This is a genomic window from Hirschia litorea, assembly GCF_042665075.1.
In the GTDB taxonomy this organism is placed as follows: Bacteria; Pseudomonadota; Alphaproteobacteria; order Caulobacterales; family Hyphomonadaceae; genus Hirschia; species Hirschia litorea.
Map to the genome: position 1 here is coordinate 186,724 of NZ_JBHTBR010000004.1, position 26,238 is coordinate 212,961.

24 protein-coding genes and 1 tRNA gene are annotated in these 26,238 nt (G+C 48.3%); 9 read left to right on the top strand and 16 right to left on the bottom strand.

The annotated features are described in order from the left end of the window. Nucleotide 1 precedes the first annotated feature (1 nt). The 3 genes from addB to trxA all read left to right on the top strand — a co-directional run bounded on the left by addB (nt 2) and on the right by trxA (nt 7,083). Complete coding sequence (gene addB / locus ACFQS8_RS08120; protein ID WP_382166810.1) at nt 2-3,076, top strand: double-strand break repair protein AddB; 3,075 nt, start codon at nt 2-4, stop codon at nt 3,074-3,076. Beyond that, nucleotides 3,073-6,669 carry a double-strand break repair helicase AddA gene (addA, locus tag ACFQS8_RS08125; RefSeq protein WP_382166811.1) on the top strand — a complete coding sequence of 1,199 codons (3,597 nt, stop codon included), beginning with the start codon at nt 3,073-3,075 and terminating at the stop codon, nt 6,667-6,669. The genes addB and addA overlap by 4 nt, the downstream gene beginning before the upstream one ends. 93 nt (nt 6,670-6,762) lie before the next feature. After that, the gene (trxA, locus tag ACFQS8_RS08130) at nt 6,763-7,083 is read left to right on the top strand and encodes a thioredoxin (protein ID WP_382166812.1); all 321 of its coding nucleotides are present in this window, start codon (nt 6,763-6,765) and stop codon (nt 7,081-7,083) included. A gap of 71 nt (nt 7,084-7,154) precedes the next feature. On the opposite strand, the gene ACFQS8_RS08135 is transcribed toward trxA, so the two are convergent. Beyond that, entirely contained in the window at nt 7,155-7,706 is a 552-nt protein-coding gene (locus ACFQS8_RS08135) for a TetR/AcrR family transcriptional regulator (RefSeq protein WP_382166813.1), read from the bottom strand. Between the two features lie 111 nt (nt 7,707-7,817). Between ACFQS8_RS08135 and ACFQS8_RS08140 the strand changes: the two genes are divergently transcribed. Next, on the top strand, nt 7,818-8,849 hold the full coding sequence (locus tag ACFQS8_RS08140) for an NAD-dependent epimerase/dehydratase family protein (RefSeq protein ID WP_382166814.1): 1,032 nt from the start codon (nt 7,818-7,820) through the stop codon (nt 8,847-8,849). An 11-nt stretch (nt 8,850-8,860) separates the two neighbouring features. Here ACFQS8_RS08140 and ACFQS8_RS08145 read toward each other — a convergent pair whose 3' ends face one another. The 10 genes from ACFQS8_RS08145 to rpsA form a co-directional block, all read right to left on the bottom strand. Continuing rightward, nucleotides 8,861-10,186: a bifunctional folylpolyglutamate synthase/dihydrofolate synthase gene (locus ACFQS8_RS08145; RefSeq protein ID WP_382166815.1), complete on the bottom strand. Its 1,326-nt coding sequence runs from the start codon at nt 10,184-10,186 to the stop codon at nt 8,861-8,863. A gap of 2 nt (nt 10,187-10,188) precedes the next feature. Continuing rightward, complete coding sequence (gene accD, locus ACFQS8_RS08150; RefSeq protein ID WP_382166816.1) at nt 10,189-11,142, bottom strand: acetyl-CoA carboxylase, carboxyltransferase subunit beta; 954 nt, start codon at nt 11,140-11,142, stop codon at nt 10,189-10,191. A gap of 33 nt (nt 11,143-11,175) precedes the next feature. Continuing rightward, nucleotides 11,176-12,000 (bottom strand): tryptophan synthase subunit alpha, encoded by an 825-nt coding sequence (gene trpA / locus ACFQS8_RS08155; protein WP_382166817.1) that lies wholly within the window; start codon nt 11,998-12,000, stop codon nt 11,176-11,178. A gap of 5 nt (nt 12,001-12,005) precedes the next feature. After that, nucleotides 12,006-12,326: a divalent-cation tolerance protein CutA gene (gene cutA / locus ACFQS8_RS08160; protein WP_382166818.1), complete on the bottom strand. Its 321-nt coding sequence runs from the start codon at nt 12,324-12,326 to the stop codon at nt 12,006-12,008. Continuing rightward, on the bottom strand, nt 12,327-13,541 hold the full coding sequence (trpB, locus tag ACFQS8_RS08165; RefSeq protein ID WP_382166819.1) for a tryptophan synthase subunit beta: 1,215 nt from the start codon (nt 13,539-13,541) through the stop codon (nt 12,327-12,329). Nucleotides 13,542-13,668: 127 nt separating this feature from the next. After that, nucleotides 13,669-14,310, bottom strand: a complete 642-nt coding sequence (locus ACFQS8_RS08170; protein ID WP_382166820.1) for a phosphoribosylanthranilate isomerase — start codon at nt 14,308-14,310, stop codon at nt 13,669-13,671. 144 nt (nt 14,311-14,454) lie between these two features. Further along, entirely contained in the window at nt 14,455-14,862 is a 408-nt protein-coding gene (gene mscL / locus ACFQS8_RS08175) for a large-conductance mechanosensitive channel protein MscL (protein WP_382166821.1), read from the bottom strand. A gap of 132 nt (nt 14,863-14,994) precedes the next feature. Then, nucleotides 14,995-15,999, bottom strand: coding sequence for an extracellular catalytic domain type 1 short-chain-length polyhydroxyalkanoate depolymerase (locus ACFQS8_RS08180; RefSeq protein ID WP_382166822.1), 1,005 nt, complete (start codon nt 15,997-15,999; stop codon nt 14,995-14,997). A 68-nt stretch (nt 16,000-16,067) separates the two neighbouring features. Then, the gene (gene ihfB, locus ACFQS8_RS08185) at nt 16,068-16,367 is read right to left on the bottom strand and encodes an integration host factor subunit beta (RefSeq protein ID WP_382166824.1); all 300 of its coding nucleotides are present in this window, start codon (nt 16,365-16,367) and stop codon (nt 16,068-16,070) included. Between the two features lie 105 nt (nt 16,368-16,472). Further along, nucleotides 16,473-18,173 (bottom strand): 30S ribosomal protein S1, encoded by a 1,701-nt coding sequence (gene rpsA / locus ACFQS8_RS08190; protein ID WP_382166825.1) that lies wholly within the window; start codon nt 18,171-18,173, stop codon nt 16,473-16,475. 391 nt (nt 18,174-18,564) lie between these two features. Between rpsA and ACFQS8_RS08195 the strand changes: the two genes are divergently transcribed. After that, the gene (locus ACFQS8_RS08195; protein WP_382166826.1) at nt 18,565-19,200 is read left to right on the top strand and encodes a YajG family lipoprotein; all 636 of its coding nucleotides are present in this window, start codon (nt 18,565-18,567) and stop codon (nt 19,198-19,200) included. A 106-nt stretch (nt 19,201-19,306) separates the two neighbouring features. On the opposite strand, the gene cmk is transcribed toward ACFQS8_RS08195, so the two are convergent. Both cmk and aroA read right to left on the bottom strand, forming a co-directional pair. Beyond that, nucleotides 19,307-19,927 (bottom strand): (d)CMP kinase, encoded by a 621-nt coding sequence (cmk, locus tag ACFQS8_RS08200; protein ID WP_382166827.1) that lies wholly within the window; start codon nt 19,925-19,927, stop codon nt 19,307-19,309. A gap of 5 nt (nt 19,928-19,932) precedes the next feature. Next, a complete protein-coding gene (gene aroA, locus ACFQS8_RS08205) occupies nt 19,933-21,249 on the bottom strand; it encodes a 3-phosphoshikimate 1-carboxyvinyltransferase (RefSeq protein WP_382166829.1) in 1,317 nt (438 codons plus the stop codon). Nucleotides 21,250-21,387: 138 nt separating this feature from the next. Between aroA and ACFQS8_RS08210 the strand changes: the two genes are divergently transcribed. Beyond that, nucleotides 21,388-21,894 carry an FYDLN acid domain-containing protein gene (locus ACFQS8_RS08210; protein WP_382166830.1) on the top strand — a complete coding sequence of 169 codons (507 nt, stop codon included), beginning with the start codon at nt 21,388-21,390 and terminating at the stop codon, nt 21,892-21,894. Nucleotides 21,895-22,084: 190 nt separating this feature from the next. After that, nucleotides 22,085-22,160, top strand: a tRNA-Ala gene (locus tag ACFQS8_RS08215). Between the two features lie 98 nt (nt 22,161-22,258). Here ACFQS8_RS08215 and ACFQS8_RS08220 read toward each other — a convergent pair. Next, nucleotides 22,259-22,981, bottom strand: a complete 723-nt coding sequence (locus tag ACFQS8_RS08220) for a ZIP family metal transporter (protein WP_382166831.1) — start codon at nt 22,979-22,981, stop codon at nt 22,259-22,261. A 177-nt stretch (nt 22,982-23,158) separates the two neighbouring features. Between ACFQS8_RS08220 and metX the strand changes: the two genes are divergently transcribed. Then, on the top strand, nt 23,159-24,328 hold the full coding sequence (gene metX / locus ACFQS8_RS08225) for a homoserine O-acetyltransferase MetX (RefSeq protein WP_382166832.1): 1,170 nt from the start codon (nt 23,159-23,161) through the stop codon (nt 24,326-24,328). Next, nucleotides 24,328-24,939 (top strand): methionine biosynthesis protein MetW, encoded by a 612-nt coding sequence (metW, locus tag ACFQS8_RS08230; RefSeq protein ID WP_382166833.1) that lies wholly within the window; start codon nt 24,328-24,330, stop codon nt 24,937-24,939. Before metX ends, metW begins: the two co-directional genes overlap by 1 nt. Before the next feature lie 84 nt (nt 24,940-25,023). On the opposite strand, the gene ACFQS8_RS08235 is transcribed toward metW, so the two are convergent. Continuing rightward, entirely contained in the window at nt 25,024-25,368 is a 345-nt protein-coding gene (locus ACFQS8_RS08235; RefSeq protein WP_382166834.1) for a P-II family nitrogen regulator, read from the bottom strand. Nucleotides 25,369-25,439: 71 nt separating this feature from the next. After that, nucleotides 25,440-26,219 (bottom strand): methyltransferase domain-containing protein, encoded by a 780-nt coding sequence (locus ACFQS8_RS08240; protein ID WP_382166835.1) that lies wholly within the window; start codon nt 26,217-26,219, stop codon nt 25,440-25,442. Nucleotides 26,220-26,238: the final 19 nt, after the last annotated feature.

Sequence of the window (26,238 nt, forward strand, 5' to 3'; positions counted from 1 at the left end):
CATGAATACGGGTCTAGTTGCTGCAAAAGATATCTTCACGCTTCCCACGCCGCGTATCTTCACGATTCCCCCCGCAACAAGCTTTCTTGATTCACTCGCCAGAACTCTCAGTGAAACACTGAACCTGCAAGATGATCCTGCTGCATTGGCCGATGCGGTAATATTTTGTCCAAACAAACGTTCCTCTCGCGCCATTGCGCAAGCTTTCCATGTTCTCGCAACGGAAAAATACGGGCACAAAGCCCTTATTGCACCTGAAATCCGCGTATTGGGGGATTTGGAAGATGACCACACCATCGCACCTATTGGGGTTTCTGAGTTAGAATTAGGACCGCCGCTCTCCCCGTCCAAACGACGCGGCGCACTTGCGAATCTAGTACAAAAATTCAGAGCCGAGGACCCTCTCCCACCAAGCTCAGCACTAACTGTTGCAGATCAGTTGGGTAGCTTGCTTGATCAAGCTGCAATGGGAGAAGGCGTAGACTGGAGCAAATTAGAGACCCTCGTTGACGATGCCGATCTAGCTAAACATTGGCAATTATCAGCCAAATTTCTAGAAATCGTTGGAGAATATTGGCCCGCTCACCTCGACGAAGAAGGTGCAACCGACCCCATGGCCCGCAGGGTAGCTGCAGCGCAAGCGCTGGCTAACAACTGGCACAATAAACCACCTAAACACCCCATCATCATAGCGGGGTCCACAGGGGCAACCCCCGCCACGCGCTTGCTCATGCAAGCTGCAATGAATTTGCCTCAAGGCGCGGTTGTTCTACCCGGATTAGACCCTGATGTCTCAGAAGATGCATGGTCAGCCATCGCATCCAGCCCCAGCCATCCACAACACACATTGCAACGCGCTCTTGGCAAACTTGGCGTGGATAAATCCCATGTTATCAAATGGCCCGGCGCGGTTGAAACACCCAATAATGAAGCCCGCCGCAAGCTAATAAACGAAGCCCTTGCCCCCGCCTCAACTACTAAAGACTGGACCGACCGCCTCAAAGTATTATCAGGCGCAGAAAGCCCAAAACACCTTGTGGAATCAGGACTTAAAGGCCTCACACTCATCGAAGCAGAAGATGAATCAGAAGAAGCATTAGCAGCTGCATTACTGCTTCGCGAAGCATTGGAAACAAAGGGAAAAACCGCTGCACTCGTATCACCTGATGGATCACTTGTACGCCGCGTTTCTGCCTTACTAACCCGCTGGGGCGTTGAAATAGACCCTTCCAGTGGAACGCCGTTTTTGCAAACGCCACACGGGGCATTATTCGCACTCATGTTTCAATGGCTTCGCGATGAAGGCGATCCAGTGCAAATGCTCTCCTTGCTAAAACATCCCCTTGTGCGCATTGGGTGGGATGAAGAAAATTACCAATCTGCCCTCATCGAACTAGAAGCCCACGCCGATGAATTTGGTAAAGACAGCATCATGCGCGGGCCTCGCCGCCACGATTCACTTGAAGAATTAGCCGACAAGCTTGGCATGAATAAACGCGCACAATCAGCCCAACTGATCCGCGATCTAGTCAGCGCGACCCGCCAGTGTGAAATCCGCCCCTCCACAATGCAAAAGCCAATTGATGGGAATAGTTTTGCACGTTCTATTGCGCGCCTTGCAGAACGATTAGTTACAACACCCGCAGAAACAGGCTCAACCCGCCTCTGGCGCGGAAGCGTTGGCGCAGAGGCAGCGCGTTATCTGGAAGCATTGGCCGAAATCTCTCAAGAGTTAGGCGAGGTCGCCCCCGACCTTTGGGGTGAATTTGCCGAAGCCATTGCCTCCGAACGCGCCATACCACCACGCGGCGGTGAACACCCAAGGCTTGCTATTTGGGGACCACTGGAAGCGCGCCAACAAATGCGCGACGTGATAGTCCTCGCCAGTCTGAATGAAGGCGCATGGCCTGCTGCTGCGGCTGCAGATAGTTTCCTTCCGCGCCGTTTGCGTAAAAAATTGGGTCTACCTGATCCAGAAGAGCGCTTGGGACTATCTGCGCACGACTTTGCACAACTTGCTTGTGCGCCAGATGTAAAGCTTTTGCGCTCCAAACGTGTAGACGATAAACCCGCCGTCGCATCGCGCTGGTTATGGCGCCTACGCACACTTTCAGCCGGTGGTCTTGGCTCGCCCGAAGCTGTTGATGAAGCTCTCCATCCCACACCTCAAAATGATCCGCTCGTTTGGGCCAGAGCAATGCGTAAAGCACGTACTTATGCGCCTGCTCAACCGCCCGCCCCCAAACCGCCCATTGATGCGCGCCCGACTGTTTTCTCCGTTTCGCGTGTAGCAACACTTATCCGAGACCCCTACGCTGTTTACGCATCTGACGTGCTTAAACTTAAGCCTCTCGCGCCTGTGGGTGCTGACTCTGGCCCTGCTGGACGCGGTACCGCAATTCACGCAGCCGTCGAACGCTATGAAATTGAAGGCGGTGATATCATGCGCCTAATCAATGAAGAGCTAAAGGCAGCAGGTGAAACAACCACAGCAATAGAATTGAACCGCCCGCTATGGTCTCGGGCAGCAGACGCCTATCTTGTTTGGCGAAATGAACGTGAACCCCGCGTGCGTGAGAAAAAACTGGAAATCAAAGGAAGTATCACCTTTGAAGTTTCCGGTCGCAAATACATACTTCACGCCAAGGCCGACCGTATTGACCTTTTGAAAGACAACACCTTCGCCATTATCGATTTTAAAACCGGAACACCCAAAACCAAGAAGCAATTGGAAACAGGGCTTGAACCACAATTGCCTCTGGAAGCTTTAATTGCACATGGTGGCGGTTTTGAAAAATTGCCCGCAGCAGACACATCTGAACTCATCTACGTATCCCTCGCACCAGGGGCAGCCAGCACAAAAGCAGATAATGGCAAACCCGTTAAATTGGATGAGGGACCAATGGCAGAAGCGCAAAAAGCGCGGGACGGATTTCTAAGACTCATCCATTCCTACTCTACACTTTCACAGGCGTATTACTCCAAACCCCGCGCCGAATTTACATGGGCCGTCTCAGATTATGACCGCCTTGCCCGCCGCGACGAATGGACATTGGATGCAGGAGCTGACGCATGAGCAATTCAACTTCATGGCCAGATTACGAACGCACGATTCAAGGTCAATTTGATGCTGCAACTCCAACCCATTCCGCATGGGTGTCAGCAAATGCTGGATCAGGGAAAACCAAAGTCCTGATTGACCGCGTTGCGCGGCTTTTGCTCAATGGTGTACAGCCTGATGCCATCATGTGTGTGACCTACACCAAAGCCGCTGCATCAGAGATGCAAGCCCGCCTTTTTAAGCGCCTGGGCGGTTGGTGTGTGGCCACAGATAAGGAATTGGCTAAAGAGCTAGCAGATCTTCAAAAACGCGATGTAAGAGAATACAATTCTGAAGATCTCGGTAAAGCCCGTGAACTTTTTGCCTTAGCGCTTGAGACACCCGGCGGTTTGCGCATTGAAACTATTCACGCGTTTTGTGGTCGCCTATTGCGCCGCTTTCCACTGGAAGCAAATATCGCCCCCGGATTTCAAGAATTAGACGACACCGACGCCACACGTTTGTGGGATATTGCAATGGCAAAATTAGCTGCCGATGCTGCCTACGAGAACCCAGAAAATAGTGACGAAATTAAAGCTGCCCTACAAACTGCAGCACTTGCAGCGGGTGGAAATGGCCTTGCGGGACCGCTGCGTTCATTGCTTTTCAAGCAAGCTGAAATTACCGGCTTCATCAAGCAACACGGCGGCATGGATAACGCCCTTGCAGCCTTAAAACAAGCTGTCGGCGCTGGTGATGAAAGCGTGGATAGCCTCATCACATATGCGATGGGGCCTGCTTTTCCAAAAGAAAAAATCCGCCCCTTCATCGCACCATTGTATGATGGCGCTAAAACGGACCAGACAAGCGCAGAAATTCTCGAAAAAACCGTCCTCGCCAAAACACCTCACGAGGCATTTACACACTATAAGGGCTTGTTCCTGACATCTTCAGACGTCTTCAGGAAATCCAATCCCTACACCGTAAAAATCGCAAAATCTTCACCTGAGATCGAAGATTTGTTTCAGATCAAATCCATCCCCGAGGGCGAAGAAGTTTACCGGATGCGCAATTTGCTGGAGCAAATAAACGCCCGTGAAACCTATGAGCGATCTGCCGCTTTACTTACCTTGTCCAACATCGTGTTTTCCGACTATGCCCGCCAAAAACGCCGCCGCGCCGCCATGGATTTTGACGACCTTATCGAAAGCGCCGCAGGCCTACTCACCACACGCTCAATGGCGCAATGGGTGTTGTGGAAGCTGGAGGGCGGCTTGTCTCATATATTGCTAGATGAAGCCCAAGACACCAGCCCTGATCAATGGCGATTACTACAAGCACTCACCTCAGAGTTTTTCTCTGGTGAAGGTATAGAGCACGAAACACCCCGCACCATGTTCGTCGTGGGCGATGAGAAACAATCCATCTACTCCTTCCAAGGTGCCGACCCCGAAAAATTTCTCTCAAAACGCCAAGAATTTATCACGGATAGCGCCAAAGCAAAGCAAGATAACAAAACGCCCGACATTCTGATGTCATTCCGTTCAGCGCCACAAGTGCTTGCATTCGTGGATGAAGTTTTCGACATGGGCGCATTTGATGGCGATGCACCTTTCTCGCTCAAACCGCCAGAAGATGGCAATGTGATGCGCCACCTCCCTTTCCGCAAAAATCACACTGGATGCGTTGAGTTATGGCCGTTGCAGCGCCCCAAAATTAGCGAGGAAACGACACCTTGGGATGCGCCATTGGGCCAAGACCTTGAGTCAAACCCTAAAGGCGAACTCGCAGACCGCATCGCAGAATGGGTTAAAAATATCATCGATACAAAGCAAGCAATTTTTGATGAAGGAAAAATGCGTCCCGCTCGCCCAGGCGATGTGCTTATTCTTGTGCGCGGCCGTAAAGGCGGTTTGTTTGACGCGATAATCAAATCTCTTAAAACCCACAACATCCCTGTTGCGGGTGCAGACAGGATCGAACTACTCGACTCGCTTCCTGTACAAGATTTGCTCAACCTGATCCGTTTTGTCCTTTGTCCCCAAGATGATCTCACGCTGGCTGAAATCCTAACCGGACCATTTGGCGGCCTCAATGAAGATGAACACCTTTTCCCGCTCGCTCATAACCGAAAACAAGCAAGCCTTTGGTCGCGCGTATTAGAGAGCGAGATGCCCGCCATTGAGCCTGTCCGTCAGTTTTTGGTGGAATGCTTAGAGCGCAAACATTTACAGCCCTATGAGTTCCTCACTGCCATCTTGGAAACAACCCGCGCCGATGGGCTAGATGGCTGGACTCGCATACAAACACGTCTAGGTGCTCCTGCCCGCGAACCCATGACAGCGCTTATGGACCGCGCTGCTGGATTTGATGCCAAAGGCCCATCTTCTATGCAGCTTTTCCTTGCCACGATTGAAAAATCAGGCGGCGAGGTTAAACGTGAACTCTCTGGTCCCCAAGATGAAGTGCGCGTGATGACAGTTCACGGTTCTAAGGGACTGGAAGCACCTATCGTCATCGTCCCCGACACATGCTCCGCATCGAAATCAGGTGTCGATAATAATTTACTCCTCACCAGTGAAGATGACGGCACCGAATGCCGCGCTGGCATGCCCATCTGGAGCGGTTCAGCGAAAAATGATACGCCTGTCGCCGCAAAATTGCGCCAACTCGCAGAGGCACGCGCAACACGCGAACATCGGCGCTTGCTCTATGTGGCACTGACACGCGCGCAAGACCGCCTCCTCATATGCGGTCCATGGTCTGGCGGCGCAAAGAGCAAAACAGGACACCCAGACACTTCATGGTATGCAATATGCGATAAGGCCATGCGGCGCCTTGTCGATAAAGATCTCGCGCAAATTATAGAAGCGCCCGACACAGATGAGGATGAGGATGACGGCGAAGAAAAACCATTTTTCTATCAATATGGTGCGCCTCAGAACCCAGAGATAGCACCTGTAAAGGCTGAAGACGCGCTCGATTTCATGCCCGACTGGGTCCATAAAATGGTGCCTCATGAATCCACTGGTGTTCGCTATGCAGCGCCGTCATCGCTTTTGGGAGATGACCCTCCTGTATTACCCCCCTTCGTAAAATCCAATGATGAACGCCTAAAACGTGGACGCCTCATCCACACGCTTCTGCAAACCCTGCCTGACATTCCTCAAGAAGATTGGCATAGACATGCCATGCATTTCTTGCGGCGCGATTCAGAGCTGACAGAAGATCAACGACAAGAAATGTTTGATCGGGCAACCAGCGTCCTCAATGATCCATTGTTTGATCCAATATTTGGAGCCAATGGACGAGCTGAGGCACCTATAGTAGGCGGCAATTCCAAGAAATTACCTAAAGGTCTCATGATAAACGGACGAGTTGACCGTCTCGTCATCACGCAGGACGCCGTCTTAATCGTTGATTTCAAAACCGACCGTCCAGCGCCCGCACGCGAGAAAGATGTAGGAGATGCCTATACCGCGCAGATGGCCGCATATCGCGCCGTCCTCGAATCAGCCTACCCAGATAAAAAGGTCCGGTGTGCCCTTGTATGGACGGACGGCCCTAAATTGATGGAGCTAGATCAGCAGCGCATGGATGATGCTTTAAAGGCACTCACGGTGTTGTGAGCAAACTTCAACGCGGTTTACAGAAAAGCTAGGTGTAATTTCTTTCAAAACACACTATCTCATTAGCAATGAGTTTCGAACGGAGACATGAATATGAGCGTGATTAACACGACAGACGACAAATTTGACGAAGACGTAATCCAATCAGAAGGCACAATCATTGTCGACTTCTGGGCGGAATGGTGTGGACCTTGTAAACAAGTGAGCCCTCACCTTGAGGCTTTAGCAAAAGAAAAAGAAGGCGAAATCAAGATTGTAAAAGTCAATGTTGATGAAAACCCAATGACTTCTGGCCGCTTTGGTGTGCGCGGAATGCCAACATTGATGATCTTCAAAGAAGGTAAAGTTGCAGCAACTCACCTTGGCGCAATGTCTAAAAGCCGTATTGAAGAGTGGATCGCTGAATCTGCTTAAAGCTAAATGCTTTATGCCTTTAATCAATCAAAAGCCTCGCTGGATAATCTAGCGAGGCTTTTTTATGCAGGCTAGTGTAACAATTTATGGATAATCAATTGTGCACCCCGCGCAAAAGTAGGCGGATCAAACTCTTCCAAATGAACGCCCATAATGCTTGCAAGCATGATTTTCGTTATAAACTCCGGTTCTTCATATCCCGCGTCTTCAAGAATATCTTCCACTTGTTTATGCAACCATTTTTTGAATGAATGGATATCATCGGCAGAAAGACGCCCTTCTTCACTTAGCAATTCTGCTTTGTGCGGAGAACCATGAAACACTTTATGCATAACCAGAAATTTGCAGGCCAACGCATGAAAAATACGCTCTGAAGGCGTTCCTTCACTGGGCAGGTTTTCTAGGAAAGCTGCTTTCATTTCTTCTACAATGGTGCTCACAACCGATTTAAAAACAGCATCCTTATCTGGAAAATATCCATACAGGGTTGGCTTCGCGATTCCAGCCGCTTTCGCAATCGCCTCCATAGTGGTGGCGCGATGGCCGCGCTCTAGAAAAACCTTCCGCGCTGCAATGACGATCCGATTTCGCCTTTGCACTAATATTTCTGACTCTTTTGACATTTTCATACTTTAAATCAAAACATATTGAACTATATTAGTACAATTCGTTCAGAATTAATAGTTTCCTTCCACTTCTAATCTACAAATTCAAAAAACAGGACCCTACCGCAAATGACTGAGATAGTTTTCGTCACTGGAGTATCTGGCTTCTTGGGAGGGCAAATCACTATGGATTTGCTAGATGCGGGCTATCATGTTCGGGGTAGTATTAGGAATCCCCAAAAAGAAAATTCTATACGAGAAAATTTCAAATCTCTAGGAAAAGACATATCGAGGCTAGAATTTGTTACGCTAGATCTACTCAAAGATGCTGGTTGGGACGACGCCCTCAAAAATTGCCACCATCTCATTCACGTTGCATCTCCCTTCGTAACCCAAATCCCTAAAGATAAAAATGAACTCATAGAACCGGCAGTAAACGGTACGGTGCGGGCAATAAGTGCTGCCCTGAAAGCAGATATCAAACGTATCGTGCTAACCTCCTCCACTGTAGCAATCACACAGGGACACCCTAAAACAGCCCAAGCACATTTTAGCGGCAAGGACTGGACGAATTTACAATCAGCTGACGTGATGCCCTATCCAGAGTCCAAAACACGCGCAGAAATGGCTGCATGGGACCTCATGAAAAACGCCGGCCGCAGTGAGGATCTAGTCGTTATCAATCCCGGTTTCATAACTGGGCCTCTGCACAATACCGACCCCGGCACGTCTGGCACAATTTTATTGCGTTTTCTGAAAGGCGACATGCCCGCCATTCCAAATATGTCACTTATTACCACTGATGTGCGTGACGTATCCAAAGCCCACATTGCAGCCCTCACCACGACACAATTTGCAGGCAAACGCATTCCAATCTCTTCAGGAAGCCTCACATTTAAAGAACTAGCCGATATTTTGCGAGATGCATTCCCAGCTTACGCAAAATCAATTCCCACCCGATCTGCACCAGATTTTCTTGTGCGAATACTCGCACTCTTTGATCGGGATATTAGGGGTAATTTATGTGAGCTTGGAGTCTACAAAACCATAGACAATAGCGATGCGATTTCCCTTATGGGCAGCGCACCAACACCTGTTCCAGACGCTATAACCGCAATGACTCAAAGTTTGATAGATTACGGCTTAGCACCCAAGCCCTAATAGTGGGAGTATTAGAGAACGCTCTCTTCATTCAATGCTAAAATTGCGCCCGCAAGATATAGTGAACCACACACATACACCATTTCAGGGGCCAGTTCCTTGAGGCGCTCCACCGCATCTTCAAGTGAAGAGACTGCATCAGCCTTTGCTTTGTTATTGCGCGCAATCTCAGCTAATCGTTGAGGCTCGGCACCCGATCCACCTTCTTGCCCAGCATCCGCTGGCAGAGGCATCATTACAAACCTCGACACATAAGGTGCAATCGCGGCAATAATTTTTTCTGCATCCTTGTTATTTTGCATTGCCATCAAAATAACAGGCAAAACATCATCATCGTGGTGGCGTTTAGCAATCGCATCCGCAAAAGCTTTCGCACCAGCAGGATTGTGCGCCCCATCAATTACAATTTGCGCGCCAATTGATTGCTGGAATGGACCACGCTTTAAGGACTGCATACGCGCTGGCCATACAGCCTCCCGCAACCCTGCCCCCATTGAGGTTGCATCCACGCCGCGCAAACCAAGCACACGCATAGCAGCGCAAGCGCAGGCAGCATTCAGACGTTGATGTGGGCCAGCTAAACCAAGCCACGGAGCTTTTATCTGACCCGCACTATCTTCAAAAACAAAAGCTTCACCTTCAAGCCAATCTTTCCAATCTCGCCCCGCCAGAATCACATTCGCTGCTTTATCACGTGCTGCTTCAAGTAAAGACTGAGTTGCGTCTTCCTCAGCTTGCTCACCAATAATGACTGGTGTGTCAGATCGCATAATACCAGCTTTGGTGCGGGCAATTGAGGATATGTCAGACACCCCAAACATTTTCTCATGATCCCGTCCAATACTCGTGATAATACAAGCATCTGGTCGCACCATAACGTTTGTCGAATCAAGCTCTCCACCAGCACCAGTCTCTATAATGCAAAAATCAGCCTGGATTTGGCTGAATAATAAAAATGCAGCCGCAGTAAGTGCCTCAAAATAGGTTAAATCAACGCCTGTATCTTCCACGCGTTCAAGAGCAGCTACCAATTCATCATCCGTCACAAGCCGCCCATTCAAACGAATACGCTCATTGACGCGAATGAGATGAGGTGACGTAAAGACATGCACCCCTAAATCAGATGCTTCTCCCATAGCTCGCAAAAATGCAGCTACAGACCCTTTACCATTTGTGCCAGCAATATGGATTGTCGGCGGTAATTTATTTTGTGGATCACCCAATATCGCGAGCGCCTGTTTGATCCTGTCTAGGCCAAACCGGATATCCACACGGCCGCGCGGATCTGTAAAGGCTGCCAAAGCAGCTTTTACCGTATGATCGTCGCCGCCGCTCAAGGTTATTCTGCTTCCGGCTTCGCTTTGGTTTTAGCCTTGGCTTTCGGTGCTGAAGCTTTTGGAGCTTTCTCTTTTTCTGGTGTAATTTCCGCCTCTACAGGCTTCACATCCTCTTTGCCATTCATCAGCATAGATAGAATTTTACCAAGTGTTTCAGGTAGTTCACGGCGATCAACCACCATATCTACCATGCCACGCTCACGCAAAAACTCTGAACGTTGGAAACCTTCAGGAAGTTTTTCACGGATAGTTTGCTCAATCACACGCGCACCGGCAAAAGCGATCATAGCTTCTGGCTCACCAATGTGAATATCGCCAAGCATCGCATATGACGCAGCCACACCACCTGTTGTTGGGTCGGTCAACACCACAATATACGGCAAACCCGCATCTTTAAGCTCTGAAATGGCGATCGTTGTGCGTGGCATTTGCATAAGGGATAATGCTCCCTCCTGCATGCGTGCACCACCAGATGCCGTGAATACGATCAAAGCTGAACGCGTTTTCAGTGCCTCTTCAGCAGCGGTCAGGAAAGCTTCCCCTGCTGCCATACCAAGTGATCCACCCATAAATGCAAAGTCTTGCACAAGGATAACGGCGTTCTTGCCACCTACTTTACCAGCAGCAGCAGACATACAATCTTCACGGCCTGTTTTCGCACGTGATGATTTCAAACGATCGACATACTTGCGGTCATCTTTGAACTTTAGTGGGTCTTTAACCACTTCTGGCAATTCAAGCTCTGTGTAGGAACCTTCGTCAAACATGCTTTTAAAACGCATATCTGGACCGATACGCAAATGCGCACCAGCTGGCGTTACATACAACGAATTTTCTAGGTCATCCTTGTAAACAAGGTCACCAGATTTAGGACATTTAATCCAAAGATTTTCCGGCGTATCTTTTTTACCGAAAACGTTTTTCAGGCCCGGTGGCAGATTGGTCAGCCAGCTCATCTGGACACTCCCTGTACTCTATAAATACTCATATTAAGATCGTCCCTCAGCAATAGCTTCAGCAAGGGTTTTCACAAGTGCGCCCATACGTTTAGGAGCATCTGAAGGTACGCCCGCCTCAATCGCCGCGCGTACTTCTTCCACAATAGCCGATCCAACGACAACCCCATCTGCTAGACGGGAAAATTCAGCAGCCTGCTCGGGCGTCTTCACACCAAAACCAACAGCTACAGGCAGTCCAGATGCCCCTTTGGCACGGTCAACACCTGCTTTAATATCGGTTTGAACACCCGTTCCCGCGCCCGTGATTCCGGCAACAGAAACATAATAGACGAATCCAGACGATCCATCCGCAACCACTTTCATGCGGTCTTGCGTCGTTGTCGGTGTCGCAAGACGAATCACAGCAAGCTGTAAATCACCCAATGCGGTGCGGAGTTCAGCGTCTTCCTCAGGCGGCAAATCCACAGTAATCACACCATCAACGCCAACATCTGCGGCCGCTTCCGCGAAAGCTTGATAGCCCATTTTATGAATTGGGTTTGCATACCCCATAATAATAATCGGCGTGTCTTGGTTCGTTTCACGAAAACGCTTCGCAACGCTTAGAACGTCCGCCAGCTTTGTTCCCGCTTTAAGCGAACGTTGCGCTGCTTTTTGAATTGCAGGTCCATCTGCCATTGGGTCCGTAAAAGGTGCTCCCAGCTCAATTATATCCGCACCATTTGCAGCCAGCGCCTTTACAGCTTCAAAGGATGTTTCAAGATCAGGATCACCACACATCATATACGCCACAAACGCTGCGCGGTTTTGTGTTTTTGCTTTTTCAAAAGCTGCAGAAATACGTGAAATAGGCATAAATTCTATGACTTCGTGTTTGTGGTTAGCCAATCTGCATAGCGCGCATTTGATTCAATGCAAGGCAATGCAAGTATTGCGGGAATTTCGTGCGGATGCATATCGATCACTTCTGCTTCGATTTTGCTATAATTATCTTGTGGTGCTTTTGCCCAAACGACCCATTCGTCTTCTCGAACAAGCTCATCCTCCCACATATAGACCGCCTCAACAGGTCCATCGATATTTACGCAACCAGCCAATTTCTTGACAATCAGCGTTTCACCAATAGCGGCAGCGCATCGGTCATCTGGGCAATTAATACGAATGAGAAGAATGTTTGCCATCTAATCAATATCAATCCCAAGGTGACCCGCGACGGAAAATACATCTTTATCACCGCGACCACATAGGTTCATGATGATAAGACCATCTTTTCCAAGCTCTTTGGCAACATCCCCCACCCGCGCAATCGCATGCGCTGGCTCAAGAGCTGGGATAATACCTTCTAGACGTGTACAGAGCTGGAAAGCATCAAGCGCTTCCTTGTCAGTACAAGTCAGGTACTCGGCACGACCGGTATCTTTAAGGAATGAATGCTCGGGTCCAATGCCCGGATAGTCCAACCCAGCAGAGATTGAGTGCGCATCTATAATCTGACCGTCATCATCTTGCAGAAGATATGTACGATTTCCGTGTAAAATACCCGGCTCACCACCATTCAATGCAGCGGCATGTTCACCTGTCTCAATTCCATGGCCCGATGCTTCCACACCTATCATACGCACGCTCTCATCCTCTAGGAATGGATGGAACAAGCCAATAGCATTTGACCCCCCACCAATACACGCCATTACAACATCTGGAAGACGCCCTTCGCGTTCTAGAATTTGTGCTTTGGCTTCACGCCCAATAACAGATTGAAAATCACGTACCATTTCTGGGTAAGGATGTGGACCAGCCGCCGTTCCAATAACATAGAATGTATCATGGACATTGGTTACCCAATCACGCAGCGCTTCATTCATTGCGTCTTTCAACGTCCCCGTTCCCGATGACACAGGAACAATCTCAGCACCCAACAATTTCATCCGGAAAACATTGGGTTTTTGGCGCTCAACGTCTGTTGCACCCATAAACACAGTACAGGGTAGCCCAAAACGCGCACAGATCGTCGCTGTGGCCACGCCGTGCTGTCCCGCACCCGTCTCAGCAATAATGCGTGTCTTCCCCATACGCAGAGCTAACAGCACCTGCCCAAGGCAATTGTTTACCTTGTGCGAACCCGTGTGGTTTAGCTCATCTCTCTTGAAGTAAATTTTCGCGCCATCAAAATGCTCGGTCAAACGTTCAGCATAATACATTGCTGACGGACGGCCCACATAATCCTGCATCAAACCACGATAGAGTTTCTCAAACTCAGGATCAGCTTTAGCGGCATTATATTCTTTTTCGAGGTCCAGAATAAGCGGCATAAGTGTTTCGGCAACATAACGTCCACCAAACTCACCAAAGCGCCCGCTTTCGTCTGGCCATTTATCCCAAGTATTGCGCGTGTCCATGACGAAACTTCCTTCTAAACCAATAATCTGTTGTCAGTTAGCGTGATCACAGCCAATGCGCTACGCTTAAAGCAAAATTCTTGTAAAAAACATCTGCCACTAGGTACAGCCACACATTGTGCGGCATTTATTCAAATCTAGCAGCTTTGATGAATGCTTCGACTTTCTTCTCATCTTTTACGCCGGGTTGAGCCTCAACGCCAGACGAGACGTCTACCATTTTTGCACCAGATTGAGAAATTGCAATTTGCACATTTTCAGCATCCAATCCACCCGCCAAAAACCAAGGCACAGGCGCGCGAAAGCCCTGCATTATTTCCCAGTTGAAGCGCGTTCCATTCCCGCCGGGCAATTTATCATCTGCCTTTGGTTTTGCATCAAACAACACATAATCATAGCAGCGCATTTCTTCTTGCGTAGGAAGATCACCTGTGAGCGATACGGAGTAAGCACGCATGATTTTTAGATCATGCCTCACAGCTCGGACCTGAGCCAGCATATCTGCATCCAAAGCGCCATGTACTTGAATGCCCGCAACGCTAGGCAGATCTTGCGCTATCTTTAGAAGTAATTCCACGCTTGGCTTTGCTAACACGACCCAAGAAAAAGCCTTCTTCCCGACAAAATGGGCCAGCTCCTCTATACGGGCTAACTCCAAATGGCGCGGACTTTTAGGAAAATGTACAAAGCCAACATGATCGGCACCCGCATCGATAGCGGTTTCAATCATCGCTTCTTGCTTTAGGCCACAAATTTTCACTGTATTCATAGACTTACATCACCGACAGAAAATTTTGACCAAATATATATACAGTACACAAAGAATACTACGCGTATAAAACAGAAAAGGCGACCATTCAGGCCGCCCTTTCGTAATCTACTCATGACTCTACATGAGTTAATCTATAAACGACTATTTCGCGCGAAGCAAGTCTCTGATTTCAGTAAGAAGAACCTCTTGAGCAGGCGGTGCTTCCGGCTCAGCTGGTGCTTCTTCCTCTTTTTTCTTGAGGTTGTTCATACCCTTGATCACAAAGAACACTGCCAAAGCTACGATCAAGAATGAAATAGTGTTGTTAATGAACACACCATAGCTCATTGCAACGGCTTCTGTTCCTGCTTCCGCATCGGCTGGCTTCAATATGTATTTCAAGTTAGCAAAATCAACGCCGCCCAATAGCAAACCAATTGGCGGCATGATGATGTCAGTCACAAATGACTTCACCACAGTTGCGAATGCGCCACCCATGATGAAACCAACAGCCATATCGACAAGGTTGCCCTTCATCGCAAATTCTTTAAATTCGGAAATCATGCCCATAATTTTACCCCTAAAACTATGACTCTAACGCCATTGTTCGAATCATTTGTAACCTCAAACTACACATTTGAAATTCCACCGCAACACTCCTATGCAGAGGCTTCTGAGGAAGGCGAAGCCTCTACACTTTCATTATTCCATTCTATATTGCTTGAAGAACGACCATAATTCTTCGGTCGCCTTAAAATCCTGAGATGTATTTCCCAATCGCGGCGCAGGTTTATTTCCCGGCCAAGTATGCCCACCATTTTCGATAAAATAATATTCAACGCTCGCCCCGTTGCGACAACCCGAATACTTATAGTGCGTTGTACGTGTTTGATCAGCCTTATCAACATCCGCAAGCTGGCGAACCTCAGGCTGCACTGAACACGCATACGCATTTATAAACATATCAAGCGTTTCCTGCACAGGACGGGAATTATTAGTTCGCCCCTGCTCAGGTGGGAGTTCATCTTTCTCACCGTGAATGAAAGCAATTGGCGTGACGTCTGAAGGAACACAGTCTGTGTGAGCAGTAGAGCCGACACCTGCAACAGATGCCATCGCAGTGAAAACATCCCCCGCCTCACAAACCAAACGAGACACCATCATACCACCATTCGAGAAGCCCGCTACATAAACACGTTTTGGATCAGTACCGTAATCTGCATGAACCCTATCAACAACATGCTTTAGAAAGCCGACATCATCCACACCGGTCTCCATATTCAAAGCGTTCCAATGGGTTACCGCTTTCCCCCTCCATTCAACGCTGGCCCCTTGAGGATAAACGACAACAAAATTTTCTCGATCACCTACCTCCTCCCAACGCTGGCTCTTCATCAGTGAATGATTGGTGCCGGGGCGCCCATGAAGAGACATTACGAGTGCTGATTTTTCGTTAGGAGTATAATTTGGCGGAATATGAACAATATAACTTCGCTCTAAGCCATCATAGGAAAGCTCATATTCTATATTCCCATTCTCATCATGCCCCAGGACAGCCACCCCCAATACTGCCGAATTGGCGTCATCAGAGGATACACTCCGGGATTTATGTTCATCGTTACCGGAATTGCCTGCTGCGCATCCCGCGAAGAGAAGGCCAAAAACACAAATTGAATTTCTGAATATATTTTTCGAACGATAAAGCACAATGAACCTCCAACTTTGCAGAGGCTCATTTAGGCACCTAATTGCTAATAAAGCAACATCAGGTATCGTTATCTGTCTTCTGGGTCTTCACCATTATTTAAGCGTGCACGCAATTCTTTACCCGCCTTAAAAAAGGGTACGAATTTTTGTTCCACGCTAACGGATTGACCTGTTCGTGGATTGCGTCCGGCGCGCGCATCACGCTTGCGAACCGAAAAAGCACCAAAGCCACGAAGTTCCACGCGGTCTCCTGCTTCCAGGGCCGCCGCGATGTCATCAAGAATAACATCCACAATACGTTCCACTTCACGTGGGCGTACTTCGGGACGTTCTTCGGATAGACGTAATATGAGTTCTGAACGGAGCATGACGTTATGTTGAAATGAAAAAGGCCCAAAAAGCAAGTACTTCTCGGGCCTTATCGTTAATTTTTTATCGGAATCGCGATTCCGACCACCTTTTTAGCGGGTGAACTATTCTTTTTCTTCGCTTGTGTTGAAAGCCGCGCTCAAAATATCACCAAGAGACGCACCTGATTCGGCTGAACCATATTGCTCTACAGCTTCTTTCTCTTCGCGAATCTCAAGCGCTTTCACTGACAGACCAACGCGGCGTGATGCTTTGTCGAACTGAGTGATAAGAGCGTCCATCTTGTCACCAACTTTGAAACGCTCTGGGCGTTGCTCAGCACGGTCACGAGATAGGTCAGACTTACGGATGAATGCAGTCATTTCCTGACCTTCATCACCGAAGGAAACTTCGATACCGCCAGTTGTCACTTCAGTCACAGTTACAGTCACTGTTTTGTTCTTACGAACGTCTGAAGATTCAATCGGGTCACCAGAAAGCTGCTTGATACCTAGAGAGATACGCTCTTTCTCAACATCAACATCAAGAACACGTGCTTTAACAGTGTCGCCTTTGTTGAAGTCTTGAATTGCTTCTTCACCAGAACGGTTCCAGTCGATATCGTTGATGTGAACCATACCGTCAAGCTCAGGGCCAAGACCGATAAACATACCGAACTCAGTGATACCGCGAACTTCACCCTCAACATCAGTACCAGTTGGGTGCTCTGCAATGAAAGCTTCCCATGGGTTGTTTTGAGTTTGTTTCAGACCAAGAGAGATACGACGCTTGTCGCTGTCTACATCAAGAACCATAACTTCTACTTCTTGAGAAGAAGAGATGATTTTGCCTGGGTGTAGGTTTTTCTTCGTCCAGCTCATTTCAGAAACGTGGATAAGACCTTCAACACCATCTTCAAGCTCAACGAACGCACCGTAGTCAGTGATGTTTGTCACTTTACCGTTCAATTTAGAGCCCAATGGGTATTTCGCTGCAACGCCATCCCATGGGTCTGACATCAATTGCTTCATACCAAGAGAGATACGTTGTGTGTCTGGGTTGATCTTGATGATCTGAACTTCAACTTCTTGACCAACTTCCACAACTTGGCTTGGGTGCGATACGCGCTTCCAAGACATGTCTGTGACGTGGAGAAGACCATCAATTCCGCCAAGGTCAACGAATGCACCGTAATCAGTGATGTTTTTGATCACACCACGACGCTGCTCGCCCTCACCCATGTTACCCACGATCTCAGCACGTTGCTCAGCACGTGATTCTTCGAGAACCGCACGACGAGATACAACAATGTTTCCGCGTGGGCGGTCCATTTTAAGAATAGCAAATGGCTGCTCTTGGTTCATCAAAGGACCAACATCGCGGATTGGACGGATATCAACTTGAGAACCAGGTAGGAATGCGTTTACGCCGCCAAGGTCAACGGTGAAACCACCTTTAACACGGCCAACAATTGCACCCTTGATAGTTTCTTTAGCAGCGTACTGCCCTTCAAGACGGTTCCATGCTTCTTCACGGCGTGCTTTATCACGTGAAAGAACAGCATCTCCGAGCGCGTTTTCGATGCGCTCAAGGAAAACTTCAACCAACGCACCAACTTCAGGGCGTTTTTCATCTTGGGAAAATTCACGAGCCGGAATACGGCCTTCAGTTTTCAATCCGACATCAACAACAACAAAGTCGCTATCTACAGCTGTGACAGTAGCTGGGATAACCCGGCCTTCCATCATCTGGCTGCCGGAAAAACTGTCTTCGAACATCGCGGCGAAATCGTCGGTGCTCGGGTTCATCGAGTCTAAGTCAGACATCAACACTCCAAAATATATCGTCGTTACAGGCCAGCCGGTTGCCCCGGCGGTCTCGCTACACCATGTAGCTTCAGCATTCATTCTCCAATGGAGAAGCGGGCGGTATCCCGCTCTATCGCCCGTGAGTCAAGGCTTAGCGCTAGAATTGAAGGCCAATAAAGCATTTTAATGCGAAAGCCAACTTCTTTGCATCACAACAAAATTAGTAAGTTTTGCCCAATTTCACGTCGATATTCGCAAAATTATCTTCTCTCAAGATACACACATACACCTCAAGCAACAACTATTGAAGTACACAGCCACGTTTCCATCACGTATATTCATGTTTTAAGTTGCATTTCGCAGCAACAAATGCTCAACAAAACCCTCAACACAACTCTAGGGGGACTTCATGAAGTTGAACATTATCGTAGCAGCTTTTGCACTGTTACTTGGAGGCTGCGTTACAGGAACGCGCTCCGTCGATCTTGCTATGGACAGCTACACCAATGACAAGACGGCAAGTGGAGAAATCTATATTGCCAGCATTTCAGATGAACGCACTTTCGAGCAAAAACCAAAAGAACCCTCAACGCCTTCAGTAAAGGGAACACTTGAGGACATGTCGAAAGATGACTTGTCGAAACTCATTGGTCGACAACGCAATTCTTACGGCAAAGGTATGGGAATGGTCGCACTCCCCGAGGGCGGCACAATTCAAAACGAAATGCGCAAACTATTGGTAGAAGGACTCGAAAGCCGTGGCTACACCGTCACTGATAACCCTTCTGCGCCAATACAGCTAGCAGTCAATATATCCGACTTCTGGGCATGGTTTACGCCCGGTGCTTTCGTCGTCAAATTTGAAGCTATAGTTGGAAGTGAACTGAACTTCTCCGGCAGCGTAGATCAAACCATCTCCCCCTCTGCAAGAAGCATGAACAAGGCGCAAATTGCAAGTGATGCAAATTGGAGATTGGCTTACAAACGAGCCTTCGGGATCTTCCTTGAAGACTTAGATAAGCAATTGGACGAAGCTGGCCTGTAAACACTCATATCTAAACAGATGAAGGGCAGTTGAAACGTTCCGATTTCAACTGCCCTTTTTTATTGCTTATCCCGCATACTCAAACTCGACAAACACAAAGCAAATTCTACAGCTTCTGCGCAATATGCTTTAACGCGGCCTGCATAACCAGATCAGGCGTCATGTGCGTTGTGTCTATATGCAGCGCATCCTCCGCTGCTTTCATGGGGGCCACTTCCCGCGTTTTATCTCTGATATCGCGCTCTTTCAGCTCAATCGTCATCTGTTCAATTGAAATTGGCTTACCAGCCTTTTCCAATTCAAGACATCTGCGACGCGCTCTTTCTTCAACAGTCGCATCTACCCAAAATTTAACATTCGCTTCAGGACAAACAACCGTGCCGATATCCCGACCATCAAGCACAGCCCCGCCTTTTTGGTTCGCAAAGTCACGTTGCAAATTGAACAATGCCGTGCGTACAGTCGGCAATGCCGCGACTTTTGAAGCAGCCTGTCCTGCCTGCGCTGTCCGAAGGTCTGCATCAGCATAAGCGCTTAGATCCAATTTTGCTGCAATCTCAGCACACGCAGTTTCATCATCCAATGCAACGCCAGCCAAACTTGCCGCTAGGCCAGTCGCACGATAAAGCGCGCCCGTATCCATATGCGGCAAATCGAAATGCGCCGCGAGACGTTTCGCTAATGTGCCTTTACCAGACGCAAGCGTCCCATCAATCGCAATTATCATTTGCTTTAACCCTGCTCAATATCCGCGCCCAACGCCTGCATGTGCGCAAAAAAGTCAGGATAGCTTGTCGCAACTGCAGAAATATCATCCACACTCACAGGTGCCTTCGCCGCACATCCCATCACTAAAGCAGACATTGCTATACGGTGGTCGTGACAAGCATTCACAACGCCGCCCCCCGGTACACCGCCGCGTCCACACCCTTTAACAAGGAAACCATCAGGACGTTCTTCAGCATGCACACCATTAGCTTTGAGCATGTTTACAGTCGCTGTAATCCGGTCAGATTCTTTTACACGCAACTCTTCCGCACCTGTCACTAATGTATCGCCATCTGCAAAAGCTGCCAGCACACCAAATAAGGGAAATTCATCAATCATCGCTGGCACGATCGCCATATCCGGTGATTTTGCGCTCAAGCTGGAAGGGTTAGATGTGATTCTTGTAATCACTTCCCCACCGGACTCGCCCGTCTTAGTCACTTCTAGGTCAGCACCCATCGCCTTAGCAGCATGAACGAGTCCATCACGTGTTGGATTTTCCATCACATTCAGAACTGACACACTCCCCTCCTGCACAAGCAGACCAGCAGCCCATAGGAATGTCGCAGAAGAAGGATCGCCCGGAATATCGACATTCGTCGCTACAAGCTTCTGCCCGCCTTCAAGTGAAACACGCGTACCGCCATCTTTCTCTTCTACGTCCACTGTCACGCCAAAAGCACGTAACATACGCTCAGTGTGATCACGGGTTTTGCGTGGCTCATTCACGATTGTCGTACCAGTCGCGCCAAGTCCTGCCAGCATGACACAGGATTTCACCTGTGCAGAAGCGTGTGGAGGTGTGTATTCAATAGCTGTTAAAGGCGCACCTTCTAGCGTCAAAGGTAATTTACCACCATTTGATTCGTTTTTAGCCCCCATTTCAGATAATGGGTCCAATACGCGACCCATTGGACGTGACCGCAAACTCACATCACCATCAAAAGTTGCTTTTAATTTTTGCCCCGCAACAAGTCCCATCATAAGGCGTGCGCCTGTTCCAGAATTTCCCATATCCAGAACACCTTCTGGATTTTTCAATCCTGCTGCGCCCACACCCGTAACTTTCCAGCGGCGCAGGGATAAACGCTCTACATGCGCCCCACAAGCCGCCATAGCTTTGGCAGTATCCTTAACATCTTCTCCTTCAAGAAGCCCCTCAATCACACTTGTACCTTCCGCCAATCCAGCGAACATAAGCGCTCTGTGTGAACAAGATTTGTCCCCAGGAGCACGCAAAGCGCCATCAAGGCGGGCAATTGGTTTAGAAGTAGCGCGCATAAAAGAATGCTCCTGTTGGTATTGTATTAATCACTGTCATATCAGAAAAGAATCTACTTAGATTGTCATCTAGCGCTTTACACCAGCGCATTAACATGGCAACCGCCCGCAAACAAAGATTTTTAGAGGGTTTCCAACGTGTCAAAAGCAGATCTCGGTGAAAAGCAAACCTGTCCGGAATGCGAAGCCAAATTTTATGACCTAAAAAAAAGTCCAGCCATTTGTCCAAAGTGCGGTCATACCTATGACCCGATTATAGCCGCTACTACTAGCAAACGCCGTAAGGGGAAAGAGGCAGAGGACGCAGATGATTCAGATGACGATCTAGATGACGACCTAGACGACAACAAGAAGAAAAAAGCGCGCTCACCGGATGATGATGACGACGATGATGATGATGATGACACATCAGACGTGCCAGAAATCGACGCTGAAGCTGACGACATCAACCTCACGGATGATGAAGAAGATGACACACCAGGCGGTAAGCCGCGCAAAGCTGAACCAACAGTCGAAGACGAAATCGACGATGATGATGAAGCTGGTATGTCTATCGTAGATGATGACGATGATGATATTCCAGATCTAGATGATGATGTTGATCTAGACCTTGATGACGATGTTGACGATTCAAAACTCAACTAGAATATTCATTAAATAAATTCACATTGAAGCCCGTATCTTTTAATAAGATGCGGGCTTCTTTGTAAGTGATATTTCAAATGAAAGTCATTCTTGATCCCCTTCGGGATAAAAAACACTTGATCCAGCCTGAAACGCAGTATAACAAACGCGCTTCCTACTACGAAAGTTTACTATGCTTTGCGTAGAATATGGGGCCATAGCTCAGTTGGGAGAGCGCTTGCATGGCATGCAAGAGGTCGTCGGTTCGATTCCGTCTGGCTCCACCATTTTCTTACTATCACCAGATAAATTCCCTATCTCTTGAAAAGCAAAGAGATGTTGTCAGCTTAGGAACTTTCATTCTGACATTCAGCCCCCTTAGCAATCACACAAAGCTATGCCCGATTAGCCCAACCGCAAATCCAAGCACAGCTCCGTAAGCTGGATAGTGACTATTCTCCAGTTTTAACTCTGGTGCGATATCTTGAAAAACCAAATAGAGAATACCGCCAGAGCAGAACAACATCACCACGCCCAATAGGCTACTGCTGTCCTCTATCACACGCACACCTACCCATGCGGAGACGATCCCCAGAGCTATAACAGCCGCAAAGGTAAGGTATATGTGCTTGGCCAATACACCCGATTTATTCCCCTTCAATTCGCGGTAAGCATTGAACCCTTCAGGCACATTCTGCACCATCATAATCACAGAAATGAAAACAGCCTTGCTATAGTTTTCAGTAATAATCGCACCCAAAACAATGGTTTCGGGGATATAATCCAACAACAATGCAATAAGCTGCGCGATAGGTGTCCCTTTGCGTGCCAGATAGAGATCAAGCTGCATAAAAGCAAAAGCACCCAGCAAGAAACTCAACACCGCCGCCCAAGCCGGCAACAACTCCATCCCGTCCGGCACCAACACCAACGCAACCGCCGCTACCAACGCACCTCCGCCCACAGCTAGGATTCCATGTCGAAGCTCGCTATTTATCCAGTCTCTCTTTATAAAACTGACTTGTCCCAATGCGCCGCCAAGCATGCTCGCAGCACCTGCCATCACAGCCATAAAAATGGCATCGAACAAAACATTGGGGAAAATCATTTAGACCTCCAGTATCGCAAATTCAGCAACAACTTCACACGAGTATAGGCATTGCACATCAAAGATCAGGGGTAGATCGAACAGAAAATATAGGTTTTATAGCTAAACGACTCTTTTTTTAGCCCAGCCCCATCCCTTCCTCTCGCTTTTATCAAAAATCCCACTACTTGAGTGCCTATGCAACAGTTAAAAAATATAGACGGAGCCTCTACGCTTCGCCGACGCAGGATTACTCACCCCGATAAGCCACTACAACTTGATAGTGGTGAAACACTTGCGCCCGTGGACATAGCCTTTGAAACATGGGGCACGCTATCGCCCAATAAAGATAATGTAATTGTTGTATGTCACGCACTAACGGGCGATCAGTTCCCTGCTGGCTCCAATCCAATTACAGAACGTCCCGCATGGTGGCCCCGAATGATTGGCCCCGGCCTACCCGTCGATACAAATCGGTTTTACGTTATAGCAACGAACGTGCTGGGGGGATGCATGGGCTCCACAGGCCCCGCCTCCCTTGCTCCCGATGGAGAACCATATGGATTGCGCTTCCCAACCATTACCATAGCAGACATGGTGCGCGCCCAAATCGCATTGCTAGATAATCTTGGCATCGACAAGATATTCTGCGTCATGGGTGGCTCTATGGGTGGCATGCAAGTACTCGAATGGGCCCGTCAAGCTGGAGATCGCGTACAAACAGCTATTCCAATCGCCACATCCGCGCGTCAGTCAGCGCAGAATATCGGCTTTTACGAAGTTGGACGCCAAGCAATTATGGCGGACCCTAATTGGTGTGACGGTGCCTACCTTGCCAAAGGAACCCGCCCAGATCGAGGTCTTGGCGTGGCTCGCATGGCTGCACACATCACCTATGTGTCTGAAGAAGCGTTGAAACAGAAATTCGATCGTCGCTTACAAAACAGAGACAAATTCACTTTTGGATTTGACGCCGATTTCCAAATTGAGAGCTATCTACGCTATCAAGGTGCAACATTTGTTGATCGCTTTGATGCAAATTCATACCTCTATATCACCCGCGCAATGGACTATTTTGATCTATTGGATACCGAAAACGCCCTCTCCAATATCAAAGCCCGTATATGTGTTTTCTCATTCTCTTCAGATTGGCATTACACCCCCGACGAATCCAAAGCTTTGGTGCGCGCCCTGAACGCTGCAGACATAGAAACATCTTATGTCTCACTGGAAACAACGAAGGGGCATGACGCTTTCTTGCTTGAAGAACCAGAATTTGAAGCGGCTTTAGCTGGGTTTATTTCCTCAGCAGCCGATACACACAATATTGCCAAACCTTCAAATTCTGAAAATGGTGGAGCCAATTAATGGGGATTAACACAGGGGCACCTCGATACCGGCGTGATGACCACCAAGCCATTGCCAAATACATTAATACAGGTGACCGCGTCTTGGATGTTGGTTGTGGCGATGGCCAATTGCTACAACTGCTCAGAGCAGAAAAATCTGCACGATGCCAAGGCCTTGAGTACTCTCAATCTGGGGTAAACCTTTGTGTTTCAAAGGGGTTATCAGTTGTTCAAGGTGATGCGAATGTCGATCTTGCTGTCTACCCTGATAAAGCCTTTGATTGCGCAATTTTATCAAAAACAGTTCAGGAACTTGGGAATCCAGATTTAGTTATCAAAGAACTATCTCGGATCTCAAAACGGATTGTCATTTCATTCCGCAATTATGGATATTGGAGAACGCGCCTCACCCTGCTTACAACGGGGCGCATGCCCACCCCTGGCCGGGTTTCAAGTTGGTATGAAGAAGGCGCACGGCGTCCATGTACACTCTTGGACATGACTGATCTTACTCAATCACTGGGCCTCACCATAACGGATGCTTGCAGCCTGCCTAATAATGGTTCGGAATTGGGCAACCTGAAATGGCTAAACTTATTTGCCAAAGAAGCCATATTGGTGCTCGAATAATATTACTTACTTACGTAAGCAACAGCCCCCAAAGCGCCAAGTGCAATCCGCATTTGGCGCTTCAGAGAGAGATATCAGTCTAGCTTAACCTACGAGTGCTGCCGCATCGCGCTCACCAGTACGGATACGCAGAACGCTATCAAGGTCTGATACAAAAATCTTACCATCACCGATCTTGTTCGTGTTCGCAGCGCCAGAAATAGCTTCCACAACCTTCTCAACAAGATCAGTTGATGTAGCAATTTCGATTTTCACTTTTGGCAATAAGCGAACTTCATATTCCGCACCACGGTATACTTCTGTTTTACCATGCTGACGACCATATCCACGTACTTCAGAAACAGTCACACCAGATGCACCCACCTCTGTGACCGCATCAAGAACGGCATCCAAACGACTTGGTTTAAAAACTGCAGTAATGAGTTTCATAGCGTCTCTCCTTCTTAAAAAAATAGAACTTTGGAGTATTTGCTCTCCTCAGTCCGTCTAAATTACTCAACTCAAGCAACATGCGTCTCATTTTCCTCATCGGCGTTACATTTTGAACGTAACGCCTCTGATTGAACAACACTTACAGTTGAATGTTTCCTTACATGAGAATGCTGGGCATTTGGCTGTTTGGGATCGATATACAGCTGCTTGATAGCTTCAACCATCAACACGCCGCCAAAACCCGACCAAGCAATCTCGCCAGTCTTTTCCCACGCCTCCGCTGCAGACGTCACAAATTTCCAACTTAGCGGCGGTGCGTATAGTGCACGTGTCCACGCTGTAGGTTGAAACATTGCATTCTGCAGCAAACCATCTAACTGCTTCTTCGTGTACGGACGCCCATGTCCAAATGGCGTCGCTTCAGCTTGAGACCATAATCCAGATCGGTTTGCAGCTACCATTAAGATGCGTGCCTCAGGTGCTGCAACCCGCCATAATTCACGCATTAACCGATCGGGATTGTCTGCGTCCTCCAACCCATGAATCACCAAAATGCGGTCAAACACAGCATCCGCAAAGGGTAAACGGTCCTCTTCCACGAGAGTTGTGGAGCTTTGCTCGGCAGATGGCCAACAGACCGCCCCTTGTGCAGCAGGGGCGGCACTGATAGCGCGGCGGGTGTCTTGAGAATATGTATTGAGGAAATCTTGACCATAGCCAAAGCTAAGAACGTCAAGATCATCTGCGTGCGGCCATATAGCCTCAATGCGGCGCAGAATCATATTATGCGCTGCTTTTCCAAGCGGCGTTCCATAAAATGCCTTCAAACGCCCAACTTCAACGCGCAAACGCTTTTCCCTCCAAGAA

Bases quoted from the DNA above. Each gene is read 5' to 3' on its own strand.
- metX (WP_382166832.1), top strand. From the start codon at position 23,159: ATGCAACAGTTAAAAAATATAGACGGAGCCTCTACGCTTCGCCGACGC.
- mscL (WP_382166821.1), bottom strand. From the start codon at position 14,862: ATGGGCATGATTTCCGAATTTAAAGAATTTGCGATGAAGGGCAACCTT.
- addB (WP_382166810.1), top strand. From the start codon at position 2: ATGAATACGGGTCTAGTTGCTGCAAAAGATATCTTCACGCTTCCCACG.
- aroA (WP_382166829.1), bottom strand. From the start codon at position 21,249: ATGCGCGCTACTTCTAAACCAATTGCCCGCCTTGATGGCGCTTTGCGT.
- ACFQS8_RS08140 (WP_382166814.1), top strand. From the start codon at position 7,818: ATGACTGAGATAGTTTTCGTCACTGGAGTATCTGGCTTCTTGGGAGGG.
- trpB (WP_382166819.1), bottom strand. From the start codon at position 13,541: ATGGACACGCGCAATACTTGGGATAAATGGCCAGACGAAAGCGGGCGC.
- rpsA (WP_382166825.1), bottom strand. From the start codon at position 18,173: ATGTCTGACTTAGACTCGATGAACCCGAGCACCGACGATTTCGCCGCG.
- ACFQS8_RS08135 (WP_382166813.1), bottom strand. From the start codon at position 7,706: ATGTCAAAAGAGTCAGAAATATTAGTGCAAAGGCGAAATCGGATCGTC.
- addA (WP_382166811.1), top strand. From the start codon at position 3,073: ATGAGCAATTCAACTTCATGGCCAGATTACGAACGCACGATTCAAGGT.
- trxA (WP_382166812.1), top strand. From the start codon at position 6,763: ATGAGCGTGATTAACACGACAGACGACAAATTTGACGAAGACGTAATC.
- cutA (WP_382166818.1), bottom strand. From the start codon at position 12,326: ATGGCAAACATTCTTCTCATTCGTATTAATTGCCCAGATGACCGATGC.
- ACFQS8_RS08235 (WP_382166834.1), bottom strand. From the start codon at position 25,368: ATGAAACTCATTACTGCAGTTTTTAAACCAAGTCGTTTGGATGCCGTT.
- accD (WP_382166816.1), bottom strand. From the start codon at position 11,142: ATGAGCTGGCTGACCAATCTGCCACCGGGCCTGAAAAACGTTTTCGGT.
- ACFQS8_RS08220 (WP_382166831.1), bottom strand. From the start codon at position 22,981: ATGATTTTCCCCAATGTTTTGTTCGATGCCATTTTTATGGCTGTGATG.
- ihfB (WP_382166824.1), bottom strand. From the start codon at position 16,367: ATGCTCCGTTCAGAACTCATATTACGTCTATCCGAAGAACGTCCCGAA.
- cmk (WP_382166827.1), bottom strand. From the start codon at position 19,927: ATGATAATTGCGATTGATGGGACGCTTGCGTCTGGTAAAGGCACATTA.
- metW (WP_382166833.1), top strand. From the start codon at position 24,328: ATGGGGATTAACACAGGGGCACCTCGATACCGGCGTGATGACCACCAA.
- ACFQS8_RS08195 (WP_382166826.1), top strand. From the start codon at position 18,565: ATGAAGTTGAACATTATCGTAGCAGCTTTTGCACTGTTACTTGGAGGC.
- ACFQS8_RS08170 (WP_382166820.1), bottom strand. From the start codon at position 14,310: ATGAATACAGTGAAAATTTGTGGCCTAAAGCAAGAAGCGATGATTGAA.
- trpA (WP_382166817.1), bottom strand. From the start codon at position 12,000: ATGCCTATTTCACGTATTTCTGCAGCTTTTGAAAAAGCAAAAACACAA.